This is a genomic window from Streptomyces sp. NPDC050485 (genome assembly GCF_044458185.1).
Classification (GTDB): domain Bacteria; phylum Actinomycetota; class Actinomycetes; order Streptomycetales; family Streptomycetaceae; genus Streptomyces.
Window position 1 is genome coordinate 74229 of the sequence record NZ_JBITHR010000025.1, and the last position, 15670, is coordinate 89898.

General features: G+C 70.7%; 14 protein-coding genes. 8 read left to right on the top strand and 6 right to left on the bottom strand.

What is annotated here, in order from left to right:
* Nucleotides 1-3: 3 nt before the first annotated feature.
* Complete coding sequence (locus ACIBK6_RS34640; RefSeq protein ID WP_399056159.1) at nucleotides 4-1290, bottom strand: spermidine/putrescine ABC transporter substrate-binding protein; 1287 nt, start codon at nucleotides 1288-1290, stop codon at nucleotides 4-6.
* Between the two features lie 53 nt (nucleotides 1291-1343).
* Nucleotides 1344-2867, bottom strand: a complete 1524-nt coding sequence (locus ACIBK6_RS34645) for a gamma-aminobutyraldehyde dehydrogenase (RefSeq protein WP_399056161.1) — start codon at nucleotides 2865-2867, stop codon at nucleotides 1344-1346.
* 151 nt (nucleotides 2868-3018) lie between these two features.
* Here ACIBK6_RS34645 and ACIBK6_RS34650 point away from each other — a divergent pair, with 151 nt between their 5' ends.
* A complete protein-coding gene (locus tag ACIBK6_RS34650; RefSeq protein WP_399056163.1) occupies nucleotides 3019-3612 on the top strand; it encodes an NADAR family protein in 594 nt (197 codons plus the stop codon).
* A gap of 53 nt (nucleotides 3613-3665) precedes the next feature.
* On the opposite strand, the gene ACIBK6_RS34655 is transcribed toward ACIBK6_RS34650, so the two are convergent.
* On the bottom strand, nucleotides 3666-4418 hold the full coding sequence (locus tag ACIBK6_RS34655) for a DUF4190 domain-containing protein (RefSeq protein WP_399056165.1): 753 nt from the start codon (nucleotides 4416-4418) through the stop codon (nucleotides 3666-3668).
* Between the two features lie 141 nt (nucleotides 4419-4559).
* On the opposite strand from ACIBK6_RS34655, the gene ACIBK6_RS34660 reads away from it, so the two are divergent.
* The 5 genes from ACIBK6_RS34660 (at nucleotide 4560) to ACIBK6_RS34680 (ending at nucleotide 9608) form a co-directional block, all read left to right on the top strand.
* Nucleotides 4560-5591, top strand: a complete 1032-nt coding sequence (locus ACIBK6_RS34660) for an adenosine deaminase (RefSeq protein WP_399056168.1) — start codon at nucleotides 4560-4562, stop codon at nucleotides 5589-5591.
* A gap of 56 nt (nucleotides 5592-5647) precedes the next feature.
* The gene (locus ACIBK6_RS34665; protein WP_399056171.1) at nucleotides 5648-6331 is read left to right on the top strand and encodes a glycerophosphodiester phosphodiesterase; all 684 of its coding nucleotides are present in this window, start codon (nucleotides 5648-5650) and stop codon (nucleotides 6329-6331) included.
* Between the two features lie 109 nt (nucleotides 6332-6440).
* A complete protein-coding gene (locus ACIBK6_RS34670; protein ID WP_399056228.1) occupies nucleotides 6441-7592 on the top strand; it encodes a sensor histidine kinase in 1152 nt (383 codons plus the stop codon).
* Nucleotides 7589-8248 (top strand): response regulator, encoded by a 660-nt coding sequence (locus tag ACIBK6_RS34675; RefSeq protein ID WP_399056173.1) that lies wholly within the window; start codon nucleotides 7589-7591, stop codon nucleotides 8246-8248. Before ACIBK6_RS34670 ends, ACIBK6_RS34675 begins: the two co-directional genes overlap by 4 nt.
* A 148-nt stretch (nucleotides 8249-8396) precedes the next feature.
* Nucleotides 8397-9608, top strand: coding sequence for a serine hydrolase domain-containing protein (locus tag ACIBK6_RS34680; RefSeq protein ID WP_399056175.1), 1212 nt, complete (start codon nucleotides 8397-8399; stop codon nucleotides 9606-9608).
* A 160-nt stretch (nucleotides 9609-9768) separates the two neighbouring features.
* Here ACIBK6_RS34680 and ACIBK6_RS34685 read toward each other — a convergent pair whose 3' ends face one another.
* The 3 genes from ACIBK6_RS34685 to ACIBK6_RS34695 all read right to left on the bottom strand — a co-directional run bounded on the left by ACIBK6_RS34685 (nucleotide 9769) and on the right by ACIBK6_RS34695 (nucleotide 13501).
* Nucleotides 9769-10614, bottom strand: coding sequence for an MOSC domain-containing protein (locus ACIBK6_RS34685; protein ID WP_399056177.1), 846 nt, complete (start codon nucleotides 10612-10614; stop codon nucleotides 9769-9771).
* 90 nt (nucleotides 10615-10704) lie between these two features.
* A complete protein-coding gene (locus ACIBK6_RS34690) occupies nucleotides 10705-11901 on the bottom strand; it encodes a spermidine/putrescine ABC transporter substrate-binding protein (RefSeq protein ID WP_399056179.1) in 1197 nt (398 codons plus the stop codon).
* Between the two features lie 151 nt (nucleotides 11902-12052).
* Entirely contained in the window at nucleotides 12053-13501 is a 1449-nt protein-coding gene (locus ACIBK6_RS34695) for a gamma-aminobutyraldehyde dehydrogenase (RefSeq protein ID WP_399056181.1), read from the bottom strand.
* Nucleotides 13502-13682: 181 nt separating this feature from the next.
* Between ACIBK6_RS34695 and ACIBK6_RS34700 the strand changes: the two genes are divergently transcribed.
* Nucleotides 13683-14228, top strand: coding sequence for an Lrp/AsnC family transcriptional regulator (locus ACIBK6_RS34700; RefSeq protein ID WP_399056184.1), 546 nt, complete (start codon nucleotides 13683-13685; stop codon nucleotides 14226-14228).
* Nucleotides 14213-15592, top strand: a complete 1380-nt coding sequence (locus ACIBK6_RS34705) for an aspartate aminotransferase family protein (protein WP_399056187.1) — start codon at nucleotides 14213-14215, stop codon at nucleotides 15590-15592. Before ACIBK6_RS34700 ends, ACIBK6_RS34705 begins: the two co-directional genes overlap by 16 nt.
* Nucleotides 15593-15670: the final 78 nt, after the last annotated feature.

Below are 15670 nucleotides of genomic sequence, written 5' to 3' on the forward strand. Positions count from 1 at the left end.
GCACTACGCGCCGATGAGCTTGGAGAACTTCTGCTCGTACGCCGTCTCCTCGGCCTCGCTGAGCGAGCGGAAGGAGTGGGACTTCGCGGTCATCGCCTTGTCCGGCAGGATCAGTTCGTTCTCGGCGAGCTTGGGGTCGATCCTGGCGAGTTCGTCGCGGACCCCGTCGACCGGGCAGAGGTAGTTGATGAACGCGGCGAGCTTGGCGGCCACCGGCAGCTCGTAGTAGTAGTCGATCAGTTTCTCCGCGTTGCTCTGGTGCCGGGCCTTCGCCGGGACCAGCAGGTTGTCGGTGGAGGTCATGTAACCGGCCGCCGGGATCGCGTACTTGATGTCCGAGTTGTCGGCACGCAGCTGGGTCACGTCACCGCCCCAGGCGACACAGGCCGCCAGGTCGCCCTTCACCAGGTCGCCGGTGTAGTCGTTGCCGGTGAAGCGGCGGATCTGCTTGGTGTCGACGCCCTTCTGGAGCCGGCCGATCGCCGCGTCGAAGTCGGCGTCGGTGAACTTCGCCGGGTCCTTGCCGAGGTCGAGCAGGGTCATCCCTATCGTGTCGCGCATCTCGGACAGGAAGCCGACCCGGCCCTTGAGGCTCGGGTCGTCGAGCAGCTGGGTGATCGAGTCGACCTTCTTGCCGCCGGTCGCCTTGGCGTTGTAGGCGATGACGGTCGGGATGCCGGTCCAGGGGTAGGAGTAGGCGCGGCCCGGGTCCCAGTCGGGCATGCGGAACTGGGGAGCGAGGTTGGCGTACGCGTGCGGCAGGTGGGACGGGTCGAGCCGCTGCGCCCAGCCGAGCCGGATGAGCCGGGCGGCCAGCCAGTCGGTGAGCACCATGAGGTCCCGGCCGGTGTCCTGGCCGGCCGCGAGCTGCGGCTTGATCTTCCCGAAGAACTCGACGTTGTCGTTGATGTCCTCGGTGTACTTGACCTGGATCCCGGTGCGGCGGGTGAACTCGTCCAGCGTCGGATGGTGCTTCTTGTCGTCGCTGATGTCCATGTACTGCGTCCAGTTGGAGAAGTTGATCTCCTTCTCCTGGGCGGAGTGGTCCGCGTTGGACGGTCCCGTGCCGTTCTCCTTGGTGGCGGCGGGGATACCGCAGGCGCTCAGGGTGGCGAGGCCGCCGACGGTGAGCGCGCCGATGCCCGAGGCGCGCAGCAGCGAACGGCGGGTCAGGGCGCCCCTGCCGTTGGTCAAGCTGCGCCGGACGGCGGCCAGTTGGACCGCGGAGAGGGGGTCCCTCCCTGCTCGAACGGAGTTGAAAGCTGGGAGGTCGGGCTCGTACTGCTCCATGCGCTGTATGCCCTTTCGGGTGGGTTCGGCGGCCGCTGGTCCGGCGGCCTTGTCTATCGGTCCCCGAAGATCGTGCGGTGCCAGTCCTTCCTGGCGACCGCTGTGTTGTCGTACATCACGTGCTTGACCTGCGTGTACTCCTCGAAGGAATACGCCGACATGTCCTTTCCGTAGCCACTCGCCTTGTAGCCGCCGTGCGGCATCTCGCTGATGATCGGGATGTGGTCGTTGACCCAGACGCAGCCCGCCTTGATCTCGCGGGTGGCCCGGCCCGTGCGGTACACGTCGCGGCTCCAGGCGGAGGCGGCGAGTCCGTAGGGGGTGTCGTTGGCGAGCGCGATGCCCTCGTCGTCGGTGTCGAAGGGCAGCACCACCAGCACCGGGCCGAAGATCTCGGCCTGGACGATCTCGCTGTCCTGGGCGGCGTCGGCGATGAGCGTGGGCCGGTAGTAGGCGCCGTCGTTCTCGGGGGCCTCGCCGCCGGTCACGATCCGGGCGTAGCCCCGGGCCCGCTCCACGAATCCGGCGACCCGGTCGCGGTGGGCGTGCGAGATCAGCGGGCCGAGGTCGGTGTCCGGGCGGAACGGGTCGCCGAGCCGGACGGTCTCCATGAGGGCCGCGACCTGGCCGACGAAGGCCTCGTACAGCGGGCGCTGGACGTAGGCGCGGGTGGCGGCGGTGCAGTCCTGGCCCGAGTTGATGAGCGAGGCGGCGACCGCGCCGTTGACGGCGGCCGCCAGGTCGGCGTCGTCGAAGACGACGAAGGGGGCCTTGCCGCCGAGTTCGAGGTGAAGGCGCTTGACGGTCGCCGTGGCGATCTCGGCGACCCGCTTGCCGACCGGCGTGGACCCGGTGAAGGAGGTCATCACGACGTCCGGGTGCCCCACGAGGTGCTCGCCCGCGTCCTTGCCGGCCCCCGTCACGATGTTGACCACGCCGTCCGGGATCCCGGCCTCCTTCGCGGCCTCGGCGAACAGGAGCGAGGTCAGCGGGGTGAGCTCGGCGGGCTTGAGGACGATGGTGTTGCCCGCCGCGATCGCCGGGAGGATCTTCCACGCGGCCATCTGGAGCGGGTAGTTCCAGGGCGCGATGGACCCGACGACCCCGATCGGCTCGCGGCGCACGTACGAGGTGTGGTCGCCCGAGTACTCCCCGGCCGACCGGCCCTCCAGGTGCCGGGCCGCGCCCGCGAAGAACGCCGTGTTGTCGACCGTGCCGGGCACGTCGAACTCCCGGGTCAGCTTGATGGGCTTGCCGCACTGGAGGGACTCGGCCTGCGCGAACTCCTCGGCGCGCTCGGCCAGTACACCGGCGAGGCGGTGCAGGGCGGCCGAGCGCTCGCCGGGGGTGGTGGCGGACCAGCCGGGGAAGGCGGCCTTGGCCGCGGCCACGGCGGCGTCGACGTCGGCGGGCCCCGCGAGTTCGTAGGCGTACACCGCTTCACCGGTGGCCGGGTCGATGACCTCGTGCCGCCGCCCGGAGGTGCCGGGGCGCAGCCGCCCGCCGATGTACTGGGCGCCGGCCGCGAAACGGTCCTGGGCCCGGAAGCGATTGCTGTTGCCGTTGTCGGTGTCCATCTCGCCCACGTTCTTCGTAGCTTCGGCTCGATTTGAGTGCCGATCCTGGCAGAGCTGCACCTGGCCAACAAGTGATTCCGTTGTTGCCTTTTGGTTACGCGACGGAATCTGTCGACCATGTGTCGCGTCCGGGTGGGAATGGCCCGACGGAGTGTCAGTGGCGCGTGCCAGACTCGCGTGCATGGCAGAGATCACGGGGAATCCGGACCGGTTGGACGAGCTGATCGCCCAGGTCAAGAGCGGTGCGCGCATCAAGTTCCTGCACTTCTGGGGCCACCGGCCGAAGCCGGACGGCTCGCTCGGGCCGAGCTGTTTCAGCCAGTGGTGGCCGTCGCCGTTCACGGTCGACGCAGTGGAGTACGCGACGGCCGAGCACTGGATGATGGCGTCGAAGGCGCGGCTGTTCGGGGACGCGGACGCGGAGCGTGCGGCGCTGACGGCGGCGAACCCGGCGCTGGCGAAGAAGGCCGGGCGCCTGGTGCGCGGCTTCGACGAGGCGGTGTGGCAGCGGGAGCGGTACGGCATCGTCCTGGCCGGCAGCCTGCACAAGTTCGGTCAGGACGCGGCGCTGCGGGAGTATCTGCTGGCCACCGGGGACCGGGTCCTTGTCGAGGCCAGCCCGCTGGACCGGATTTGGGGCATCGGCCTGGCGGCGGACGCTCCGGAGGCGGCGGATCCCGCGCGCTGGCGGGGGCTGAACCTGCTGGGCTTCGCGCTGACGGAGGCACGGGAGCGGCTGCGCTGAAACGGCGGCTCATCCGTGCGGAGGGGGCACCCCCTCCGCACGGACGGAGTTGCTCAGCGGGCGGCGGCCGCCAGCGACAGGAAGGCCCCGTAGTCGTTGGAGTTGATGGTGTGCGGGGACGACGGTGCGTTGGCCACGAGCACGATCATCAGGACGAGGATCAGGATGCCCAGCACGATGCCGACGATACCCATGATGATGCCGGCCAGCGCCTGGCCGCGGTTGTTCGCCTCACCGCGGGCGACCCGGCCCTTGCCGAGCAGCCCGAAGATCAGGGCCAGCACGCCGAGCACGATGCCGGCGAGGCCCCAGGTGCAGATCATGAGCACCAGGGAGGTGATGCCGAGCACCATCGCGGCGGTGCCGAAGCCGTTCTGCGGGGCGGGCATCCCGGTCCAGCCGGGGTAGCCGTAGGAGGACTGGCCCGGGTAGCCGGGGTAGCCCTGGGCGGGCTGCTGCGGGTAGCCGGGGTAGCCGTAGCCGCCCGGGGCCGGCTCGCCGGGGGCGGGCGGGAGTCCCATCGGCGACTGCTGGCCGGGTGCGGGCGGGGGTCCCATCGGTCCGCCGAAGCCGGGGCCAGGGGCGTGCTGGCCGGGCGCACCGGGGAAAGCGCCGGGGGTTCCCTGGGCCGGGGCACCGCTGTGGCCGTCACCGGGGGCCCCGGGTATGCCGGGGCCGCCGGGTATGGAGACGACGGTCTGCTGGTCGTGCACCGGCGGCTTGTCCAGCGGAACCTTGTGCTCCGGCGGCGCCCAGGGGTCGCGGGGCTCCGGGCCTCCAGACGGCTGCTGGGTGTTGTCTGACATGGGCCTCCCCCATCGTGGTTCCGTCATGCTACGGCCCGGGTCTTCGGCGGGACGCGCCCGGCCTACCATGATCCCCGACCGGCGAAGGCCGACGACGCCGACCGCGCGAGGACCGCCGCGCCAGACCCCATGGAGGACCCCATGACCGACCTGCACCCCTTCATCGCGGGGCTGCCCAAGGCGGAGCTCCACGTGCACCACGTCGGTTCCGCGTCCCCGCGCATCGTGGCCGAACTGGCCGCCCGCCACGCGGACTCGAAGGTCCCCACCGACCCCGAGGCACTCGCCGACTACTTCACGTTCACGGACTTCGCGCACTTCATCGAGGTCTACCTCTCGGTGGTCGACCTGATCCGGACACCGGAGGATGTGCGTCTGCTCACGTACGAGGTGGCCCGGGACATGGCCCGGCAGAACATCCGGTACGCCGAGCTGACCATCACGCCGTTCTCCTCCACCCGCCGGGGCATCGACGAGCGGGCGTTCATGGCGGCGATCGAGGACGCCCGCCGGGCCGCCGAGGCCGAGTTCGGCACGGTGCTGCGCTGGTGCTTCGACATTCCCGGCGAGGCGGGCCTGGAGGCCGCCGCCGAGACGGCCCGCCTCGCCACCGAGGACGGCGTACGCCCCGAGGGCCTGGTGTCCTTCGGCCTCGGCGGCCCGGAGATCGGGGTGCCCCGCCCCCAGTTCAAGCCGTATTTCGACCGGGCCATCGCCGCCGGGCTGCACTCCGTACCGCACTCGGGCGAGTCGACCGGCCCGCAGTCGATCTGGGACGCGCTGACCGAGCTGCGGGCCGAGCGCATCGGCCACGGCACCAGCGCCACCCAGGACCCGGCGCTCCTCAAGCACCTCGCCGACCACCGGATCGCCCTGGAGGTCTGCCCCACGTCCAACCTGGCGACCCGGGTGGTGGCGGACCTGGCCGACCATCCCGTCAAGGAGATGGTGGCCGCGGGCGTGCTCGTGACCATCAACAGCGACGACCCGCCGATGTTCGGCAGCGACCTCAACAACGAGTACGCCGTCGCCGCCCGCCTCCTGGACCTGGACGAGCGGGGCCTCGCGGGCCTCGCCAAGAACGCCATCGAGGCGTCGTTCCTGGACCCGGCGGGCAAGACGAAGCTCGCCGCCGAGATCGACGACTACACGGCGCGGTGGCTGGCGCGCTGACGTCGCGATGAACGGGCCGGCTGGCTCAGCTCGATGCCGCTCAGCACAATGACCCCATGCGCACCGTGACTGTTGTGGGCCACCGCGGCGACCCGTACCGCGTCCGCGAGAACACGCTCCCCTCCATCGCCTCGGCACTGGAGCGGGGCGCGGACGCGGTGGAGATCGATGTCCGGCCGACCCGGGACGGCGTGCCCGTGCTGCTGCACGACAAGACGCTGAAGCGGCTGTGGAACCACGACCGCCCGCTGGCCGCGCTCCCGTACGAGGAGGTGCGCGAGGTATCGGGCGGCCGGATTCCCACGCTCCGCGAGGCGCTGATGTTCGTCGGCGCGCGCCGGGTGATGATCGATCTGCCGGGTGCCACCGAGGAGTCGGTGCGCACGGTGGTGGGCACGGTCCGCGAGTGCGGGGCGGGCGAGCGGGTGTACTACTGCGCGGGCCCCCTCACCATGCTGCGGGTGCGCGCCGCCGACCCGGGCGCCGAGATCGCCCTCAGCTGGACCTCCCCGGCCGCGCCACGGCCCGCGCTGATCGCCGACGTGCGGCCGCGCTGGCTCAACTACCGCTTCGGGCTTGCCAGTTCCGAGGTGGTGGAGTCGGTGCACCGGAACGGGATGCTCGTCTCGGCGTGGACCGCGGACACCCGGCACAGCATGCGCCGGCTGATCGAGCGGGGCGTGGACTCGATCACCACCAACCGGGTGGACGCGCTGTGCGGGATCCTGGCCGGGCGATAGCGGCTCGACGGGGGGACACGGGGTGCACGGGGAGCGGTTGACGGCACGACTGCGGGCGGCGAACGGGTGGGTGGTCGACACCGGTCTCGCCCTGCTGGTGCAGGTGGCGATGTCGATCCCGTTCGTCGTGGACCGGCCCGACGGGCTGCGCCCGGCCACCTGGGCCGACTACGCGCTGACCTCGCTGTCGGTGCTGCCGCTGGTGTGGCGCCGCCGGGCCCCGGTGGCGGTGGCGCTCGCGGTCCTGGCGGCCGGAGCGGCGTACAAACTGAGCCTGGACGGGCCTGGCCAGCCGCTGCCCTATCCGGGGCTGGTCGCCCTGTATTCGGTCGCCGCGCTGTCCCCGGTACGTAAGCGGGTCGCCGTCGGCACGCTGGTCGCCGCGCTGATCCTGCCCTCGGTGGCGCTCAACACCCAGGACGCCAAGGAGTTGATGTTCTCCTTCTTCGTCTTCGGCGCGGCGTACGCGCTGGGCCGGCTCACCCACACCCGGCAGGCCTACACCGCGGCCGTCGAGGACCGCGCGGCGCAGCTGGAGCGGGCCAACCGCATAGAGGCCGAGCAGGCCACGGCTCGTGAACGGGCGCGGATCGCACGGGAGATGCACGACATCCTGTCGCACGCCGTCAGCATCATGATCGTGCAGGCGGAGGCGGGCCCGGTGGCGGTGCGGGCGGCACCCGCGCGGGCGGAGGCGGCGTTCGAGGCGATCTCCGAGACGGGCCGGGACGCGATGGTGCAGCTGCGCAGGATGCTGGGGGTGCTGCGCGAGGAGACCACACCGCGGGATTCCGCAGCCGCCCCGCGCGAGCCGCAGCCGGGCATCGCGGCACTGCCCGCGCTGGTCGAGCGGGTGTCCCTCGGCGGCCCCGCGGTGGCGTACGAGACGACGGGCACACCCCGCCCGCTACCACTGGACGCCGAGGCCACCGTGTACCGGATCGTGCAGGAGGCCCTGACCAACGCGGTCAAGCACGCGGCGGCGCGCACGGTCTCCGCACAACTCGCCTACGGAGACGACGAGTTGATCCTCACCGTACTGGACGACGGGCGTGGTCCCGACGCCGCACAAGGACCCGGCACCGGGCACGGCCTGATCGGCATCCGCGAGCGCGCGGCGGCCCACGGCGGCACCGCCTCGGCGGGGCCGGGTCCGGATGGCCGGGGCTTCGAGGTCAGGGCCGTCATCCCGCTGGACGCGATCACCCCCGGCCCGCCGGACGCCCCCCTTGTAATCTCCCCTGCGGAGGTGGGGACATGACGATCCGTGTGGTGGTGGCCGACGACCAGGAGCTGGTGCGCAGCGGCTTCGCGCTGATCCTGGACGTGCAGCCGGACATCGAGGTGGTCGCCGAGGTGGGCGACGGCGCCCAAGCCGTGGACGCCGTAAGGCGGTTGGCGCCCGATGTGGCGCTGCTCGACATCCGCATGCCGCACCTGGACGGCATCGAGGCCTGCCGCGCGATCAGCGCGCACAGCGCCTGCCGCACGGTGATGCTGACCACCTTCGACTCCGAGGAGTACGTGTACGAGGCGCTGCACGCCGGGGCGAGCGGGTTCCTCCTCAAGGACGTCCGGCGGGACGATCTGGTGCATGCGGTACGGGTGGTGGCGGCCGGGGATTCGCTGGTCGCGCCGTCGGTGGCGCGGCGGCTCATCGCCGAGTTCACCTCCCGGCCCGCGACCCCGGCCGCCGCCGGGCGGCTCGACGCACTGACCGCGCGCGAACGCGAGACGCTGCTTCTGCTGGGCCGCGGTCTGTCCAACGCCGAGATCGCCGCCGAACTGACCGTGTCCGAGCACACGGTGAAGACCCATGTGGGCAACGTCCTGGCGAAGCTGGGCCTGCGGGACCGCATCCAGGCGGTGATCTGCGCCTACGAGACGGGCCTGATCTCGGCGGGCGCTCCCTCCTGAGGGGGAGGACGGCACGGCCCGACTCCCGCGCACGGGTGAGGAGTTCGGGCTCCCAGAACCGCCCGCTCCGGCGATCCGCCGGGCGCCCGTGATCAGCAGGATGGTGTCCATCAGCACGACGGACCGCCCGGATCACGGAGACCACCTCATGAACGCCCGCACCCGCACCACCCTGATCGCCACCACTCTCGTCCTGGGGGTCGCCGCGGGCCCGGCCACGGCTGCGGCCCCGGCGCCCGGGGCGCACCTGGCCGCGAGCCACCAGGACAGCGGCAGCCTCGACACGGCCGCCCTGCGCGCGGCCATCGCAGGTGCCGGGAAGCCGGGCGCGGACGCGACCGCGGCGCTGGTGCGGGTCGGCGGCGCCGAGGGGACCTGGCGCGGCAGCGCCGGGGTGCACGATCTGACGAGCAACCGCCCAGCCGACCCGGACGCCCGCTTCCGGGCGGGTTCGGTCACCAAGGTCTTCACCGCGGCCGTGGTGCTGCAACTCGCGGGCGAGGGCAGGGTCGACCTGAACCGCCCGGTGCGCGCCTACCTGCCCGATCTGATCCCGGCGGCGTACGCGAAGGTGACGGTGCGCCAGCTGCTCAACCACACCAGCGGCATCCCGTCGGCCGGCTCGCCCGACGACTCCCGGGAGTATCTGTACGCTCACCGCTTCGAGAGCCGCGACCCGGCGGACGTGGTGCGCGAGGCGACCGCGCAGAAGCCGGACTTCGCGCCCGGCACCGAGCAGCACTACGACAACATCGGCTACACCGTGGCCGGTCTGCTGGTCGAGCGGGTCACCGGCGACTCCTACGCCCACCAGCTCACCACCCGCATCCTGCGGCCGCTGCACCTGAACGACACCTGCGCTCCGGGCGCCGACCCCACCATCCGCGGCCCGCACAACCACGGCTACCAGGTCTTCGCCGGGCCGGACGGCTCCACCGAGCTGCGGGACGTCACGGTGTGGGGCGAGGGGGACACCTGGGCTGCGGGCGATCTGATCTCCACCACGGCGGACCTGGAGCGCTTCACTCGCGCCCTGTTCACCGGCCGGGTGGTGCGCGGACCACAGCTGAAGGAGATGTTCACGCTGCCCGGCCCGTCCGTGCGCGAGGTGACCACCGGCAAACCGGCCGCGTACAGCGTGGGGCTGTCGACGATGCGGCTCGGCGGGCGCGACGTGTGGGGCAAGACGGGCGGCCGCTGGGGCTACAACACGGTGATCGCGGCCGCGTTCTCCCCCACCGGCGCCCTCGCGCGGACCCTGGTCTACAGCGTCAACTCCACGGACGCGAAGGGCTCGGACATGAACCGCACCGCGATGCGCGTCATGATCGCCACCTTCGGGGCCCCGGAGCCCTCCTGACCACCCGTCACCTCACGCCACGGCGGGCACCGCCGCCGGCTCCCCCACCGCCATCGCCTCCAGCGCCTTGCTCTTGCAGCGCACCATGTACAGCGGGATCCCTCCGAACGCCCCGAAGGACATGTCGATCACCGTCGTGGGCTCACTTGCCCGGCCCGCGTCACGAAGCCTCCTGCAGCGTGATCGCGTCGCCCACGCGGACCGTGCCCGCCTCCAGCACGTCGAGGTACACGCCGAGGCAGGACAGCCTGCCCAGGTCGAAAACCGGTACGCGGTGCGCTCGGGCGACGGCACGCATGATGCCGGGGTCCGGCGGCAGTTCGTCATGGCCAAGGGTGGGGACCACACAGCGCGGCGTGGGCACGACAGCCCGGAGGAGTGCCTCCCCCACGCGCAGGTGTGATCCCAGCCAGGCGTCCTCGGGAAAGCCCGGCCCCTCACCGGTGTCCACGACAAGGTTCGGGCGGAAGCGGCGCGCGTCGAAGTCCCCGGCCGGATGGACGGTTCGCATCCGGGTCAGTGACGCCGTGGTGACGAGATGGACCCGGCCGAAGTCGAAGAAGGTCCCCGGGGAAACGCTGCCCGATGTGATGCTCTCCCCGGTCGCATCGACGAAGGCCGACTCCCGGACGGCCTCCGGGACTCCGCCCTCGTACTCGGGTACGGCGCGCTCCAGCCTGCCTCGCTCCGGCACGACGGCCGAGACGCGGACCCGACGGCCGATCAACTGGGACAATCGCGCGTCCAGACCGGGGTCTTCAGCGGGCAGGGCGGTCCCGTCCGGCAGCACGACCTCGACCGCGCCGGTGTCGTCCATCCGGCTGCGGCAGCCCAGCAGGGCCCCCCACTTCCGCGGATGCTTGGCGCTGCCCACCGCGCCCGTCTCATCGAGCACGGCGCACACCCGGTCCCCGAAGAGCCCGCTCTCCGTGACCGCCACGGCGATCACGGCCTCGCCCAGCATCGACTTCACCGGATACCGGTACAGCGCTGTCACAGTCCCCATGGATCAATTGTCCCGCCGGTCCCCGGGTTTCCTCGACGAACACCGGCTACTGGACGCCGGCGGGCGTCTCGTCCGGCCGCTGCCGGCCGGCTACAGCCCAACGATCGCGTTCCACCGCTTCGCGAACTCCACCCGTTCCTCCGACGTGATGTCCCGCGCGATCGCGAGCCTCTTGCGCATCGCGTCGTCCGGGAAGATCAGCGGGTCTTCGGCGAGTGCGGCCCGGTCCTTGTCCTTGGAGGCGGCGAGGACCTCGCGGGCGGCCGGGACCGGGCAGACGTAGTTGACCGAGGCGGCCAGTTCCGCGGCCACGTGGGGGTCGTAGTAGTAGTCGACCAGCGCCTCCGCGTTGGCCTTGTGGCGGGCCAGGTTGGGGATCATCATCGACTCGGCCCACAGCTCCGCGCCCTCCTCGGGCACCACGAACTCGATGTCGGGGTTGTCCGCCTTGAGCTGGAACACATCGCCGCTGTAGGCCTGACAGGCCAGTACGTCGCCCTTGTTGAGGTCGCTGGTGTAGTCGTTGCCGGTGAAGCGCCGGATCTGCTTCTTCGCCACCAGCTTCTGGACCCGGTCGCACATCCGGTGGAAGTCGGCCGCGGTCCATTTGGTGATGTCGACGCCGTCGCCCTGCATCAGGAGTGCGAAGGACTCGTCGAGGCCGGAGAACAGCGTCACCTTGCCCGCGAGCCGCGGGTCCCACAGATCGCTGACGTGCTTGATCTCGCGTCCGAGCTTCTTCCTGTTGTACGCGATGCCGGTGATCCCGGACTGCCACGGGACGCTGTGCAGCCGCCCGTTGTCGAAGGCGGGCGTGCGCAGTTGGGGGTCGAGGTACCTGGCCACGTTGGGCTGCTTGGCGCGGTCCATCTCCTGCACCCAGCCGAGCCGCACGAACCGGGCCGCCATCCAGTCGCTGATGACCATCAGGTCCCGGCCGGTCTCCTGGTGGTTCATCAGCGCCGGGCTGATCTTCCCGAAGAACTCGTCGTTGTCGTTGATCTCCTCGGTGTACGTGACGGAGATCCCGGTGCTCCTGGTGAACGCGTCGAGGGTCGGCCGCTTGGCGGGGTCCTTGTCGTCGACGTCTATGTAGAGCGGCCAGTTGGCGAAGGTGAGGCTCCTGTCGTCCGCCGAGCGGTCGCGCCCGGCCCGCTCGCCGGGTTCGACGTACGCCGCGGGGACCCCACAGCCGGCCAGCGCGGCCAGCGCGGCCCCGCCGCCGAGGGCGCGCAGGAGGCTGCGGCGGGTGAACGGGCTGCTGGCGCGGTACGCGGTCGGTGGCATTCCCGCAGGATGCCCGCCCGCGCCCGCCCGCTTCAATGGACGCTGCGTACAGCCGTACGCCCCCGGCCAGACACCCTGTCGGGGGGCGCGGGGCAGCGAGAAGGGGCGGGGGAACAACTCCCCCGCCCCTTGTGTGCGTTCGGGCCGCGGCTCAGCCCTCGATGGACGTCATCACGTGCTTGATGCGGGTGTAGTCCTCGAAGCCGTACGCCGAAAGGTCCTTGCCGTAGCCGGACTTCTTGAATCCGCCGTGGGGCATCTCGGCGACCAGCGGGATGTGGGTGTTGATCCAGACGCAGCCGAAGTCCAGGTTCTTGGACATCCGCATGGCGCGCGCGTGGTCCTTGGTCCACACCGAGGAGGCGAGCGCGTACTCGACGCCGTTCGCGTACTCCAGGGCCTGGGCCTCGTCGGTGAAGGACTGGACGGTGATGACCGGCCCGAACACCTCGTTCTGGATGATCTCGTCGTCCTGCTTGAGGCCGGAGACGACGGTCGGGGCGTAGAAGTAGCCCTGCTCGCCGACCCGGTGGCCGCCCGCCTCGACCTTGGCGTGCGCGGGCAGCCGGTCGATGAAGCCGGAGACCTGCTTGAGCTGGTTGGCGTTGTTGAGCGGGCCGTACAGCACGTCCGCGTCGTCGGGCTGCCCGGTCTTGGTCTCGGCTGCGGCCTTGGCGAGCGCGGTCACGAAGTCGTCGTGGATCGACTCGTGCACGAGCACGCGGGTCGCGGCCGTGCAGTCCTGGCCCGCGTTGAAGTACCCGGCGACCGCGATGTCCTCGACGGCCTTGGCGATGTCGGCGTCCTCGAAGACGACGACCGGGGCCTTGCCGCCCAGCTCCAGGTGGACGCGCTTGACGTCCTTGGAGGCGGACTCGGCGACCTGCATGCCGGCCCGTACGGAGCCGGTGATGGAGGCCATCGCCGGGGTCTTGTGCTCGACCATCGCGCGGCCGGTGTCGCGGTCGCCGCAGATGACGTTGAAGACGCCCTTGGGGACGATCGCCCCAATGATCTCCGCGATCAGCACAGTTGAGGCCGGGGTGGTGTCGGACGGCTTGAGGACGACGGTGTTGCCCGCGGCGAGCGCCGGGGCGAACTTCCACACGGCCATCATCATCGGGTAGTTCCACGGCGCGACCTGCGCGCAGACACCGACCGGCTCGCGGCGGATGATCGAGGTCATCCCCTCCATGTACTCGCCGGCGCTGCGGCCTTCGAGCATCCGGGCCGCGCCCGCGAAGAAGCGGATCTGGTCCACCATCGGCGGGATCTCTTCGCTGCGGGTGAGCTCGATCGGCTTGCCGGTGTTCTCCGACTCGGCGGCGATCAGCTCCTCGGCGCGCTCCTCGAAGGCATCCGCGATCTTGAGCAGGACGCGCTGGCGCTCGGCCGGGGTGGTGTCGCGCCAGGCCGGGAAGGCCGCGGCGGCGGCCGCCATGGCGGCATCGACGTCCTCTTGGCCGGAGAGCGGCGAGGTGGCGTACGCCTGGCCCGTGGCCGGGTTGACCACCTCGATGGTCCGCCCGTCGGCGGCATCGCGGAACTCCCCGGCAATGTAGTTACGTAGTGTGCGCAGCCGACGCAGTTCGGTGGTCACTTCGCTGGCCTCCCGGTCCGATGTCCGATGGGTGAGACAGCCCACCCTAGTCGGTGAGGTGACGCTTTCGACAGACCCGACGCCCCTGAACTTCGGATTCAGTTCCCTGGAGGTCACAGAACAACGAATTTCATCGCTTCGGGGTTGCGGGACGGGCGAGTCGGGGTGCACAGTGGCTCCCGTGGCCAGTCGAAGCGCAGACCCCAGGACCGGGAACGGATCGCCCTCCCGTCCCCCGACCACCGCCCCGCAAGGAGACGCTCCGCGTCGCAGCAACGGAACGTCGGTCGACGCAGTGTCCCTGGCGATCATCGAGCAGCTCCAGGAAGACGGGCGCCGCCCGTACGCCGCGATCGGCAAGGCCGTGGGCCTGTCCGAAGCGGCCGTGCGCCAGCGCGTCCAGAAGCTGCTCGACCAGGGCGTGATGCAGATCGTCGCCGTCACCGACCCGCTCACCGTGGGGTTCCGGCGCCAGGCGATGGTCGGCATCCGCGTCGAGGGCGACCTCGACCCGGTGGCGGAGGCGCTGACGGCCATGGCCGAATGCGAGTACGTGGTGATGACCGCGGGCTCCTTCGACCTGATGGTGGAGGTCGTCTGCGAGGACGACGACCACCTCCTCGAAGTGATCAACAAGAGGATCCGCGCCCTCCCCGGCGTGCGCTCCACCGAGAGCTTCGTCTACCTCAAGCTGAAGAAGCAGACCTATATGTGGGGAACCCGATAGCCGTGAGCAAGGACCTCAGCCAGACCGCCTACGACCACCTGTGGATGCACTTCACCCGCATGTCGTCGTACGAGAACGCGCCCGTTCCCACCATCGTCCGTGGCGAGGGCACCTACATCTACGACGACAAGGGCAAGAAGTACCTGGACGGCCTGTCGGGCCTGTTCGTAGTCAACGCCGGCCACGGCCGTCACGAGCTCGCCGAGACCGCGTACAAGCAGGCGCAGGAGCTGGCCTTCTTCCCGGTCTGGTCCTACGCCCACCCCAAGGCCGTCGAGCTCGCCGAGCGCCTCGCGAACTACGCGCCGGGCGACCTCAACAAGGTCTTCTTCACCACCGGTGGCGGCGAGGCCGTCGAGACCGCGTGGAAGCTGGCGAAGCAGTACCACAAGCTCACCGGCAACCACACCAAGTACAAGGTCATCTCGCGTGCGGTCGCCTATCACGGCACCCCGCAGGGCGCCCTGTCCATCACGGGGCTGCCGGCCCTGAAGGCCCCCTTCGAGCCGCTGGTCCCCGGCGCGCACAAGGTGCCCAACACCAACATCTACCGCGCCCCGATCCACGGCGACGACCCGGTCGCCTTCGGCCGCTGGGCCGCCGACCAGATCGAGCAGGAGATCCTCTTCGAGGGCCCCGAGACCGTCGCCGCCGTCTTCCTGGAGCCGGTGCAGAACGCGGGCGGCTGCTTCCCGCCGCCGCCCGGCTACTTCCAGCGGGTCCGCGAGATCTGCGACAAGTACGACGTGCTGCTCGTCTCCGACGAGGTCATCTGCGCCTTCGGCCGGCTCGGCACGATGTTCGCCTGCGACAAGTTCGACTACGTCCCGGACATGATCACCTGCGCCAAGGGCATGACCTCGGGCTACTCCCCGATCGGCGCCTGCATCATCTCCGACAGGCTGGCCGAGCCGTTCTACAAGGGCGACAACACCTTCCTGCACGGCTACACCTTCGGCGGCCATCCGGTCTCCGCCGCGGTGGGCCTGGCCAACCTCGACATCTTCGAGCGCGAGGGTCTCAACCAGCACGTGCTCGACAACGAGGGGGCCTTCTTCGACACCCTCAAGAAGCTGCACGACCTGCCGATCGTCGGCGACGTCCGCGGCAACGGCTTCTTCTACGGCATCGAGCTGGTGAAGGACAAGGCCACCAAGGAGAGCTTCAACGACGAGGAGACCGAGCGCGTCCTGTACGGCTTCCTGTCGAAGGCGCTCTACGACAACGGCCTGTACTGCCGGGCCGACGACCGCGGCGACCCGGTCGTCCAGCTCGCCCCGCCGCTGATCTCCACCCAGGAGACCTTCGACGAGATCGAGGGCGTACTGCGTCAAGTTCTGACGGAGGCTTGGACGAAGCTCTGACCGTCCGTGCCACGGCCCGGCCGCGCCCATCCGAGTGAGATGGGCGCGGCCGGGCCGCGTGCTGTCCGGCCAGCCACC